General features: G+C 72.0%; 1 protein-coding gene. It reads right to left on the reverse strand.

Annotation, left to right across the window (positions count from 1 at the left end; translation table 11 throughout):
* Nucleotides 1-436: alpha-E domain-containing protein (locus AB4Z35_RS30620; protein ID WP_442101245.1), on the reverse strand; the 436-nt coding region annotated here is incomplete at both ends.

Consider the following 436-nt stretch of genomic DNA (forward strand, 5'->3'; position numbering starts at 1 on the left):
GCGCCGGCACGTCGGTCCGGCCCGGGAACAGCGAGCGGTAGGTCAGCGTGCTGTCGAACAGGTGCAGCAGCAGGTCGAAGCCACTGCGCGAGCGCAGCGCGCCACTGCGCTCGGCCACCTCCAGGAACAGCGCCAGCGTGGAGACGCGCTCGATATGRCGGCCGATRAACASCAGSCGCCASGCTTCGTCGCGSGWCATGCGGTCGCCCTGCGCGCCGCTGATCGCCCCGAGCTGCATCGACAGTTGCTCCAGCGCGACCAGCACCCGGGAGCGGTCGTACGAGCCCTCGCCGCTGGCCGAGCCGGCCGGGCACGCGGCGGCGGCCATCGCGTCATGGAAGTCGTTGCGGGCGGCCAGGATGGTGCGCCAGTGGTCGTTCGAGAGCCGGTTGCGGATCTCGTTGGCGGCGCGGGCGTGACTGGCCAGCGTCTGCAC

Source organism: Pseudomonas sp. KB_15 (assembly GCF_052114525.1).
Taxonomy (GTDB): Bacteria; Pseudomonadota; Gammaproteobacteria; order Pseudomonadales; family Pseudomonadaceae; genus Aquipseudomonas.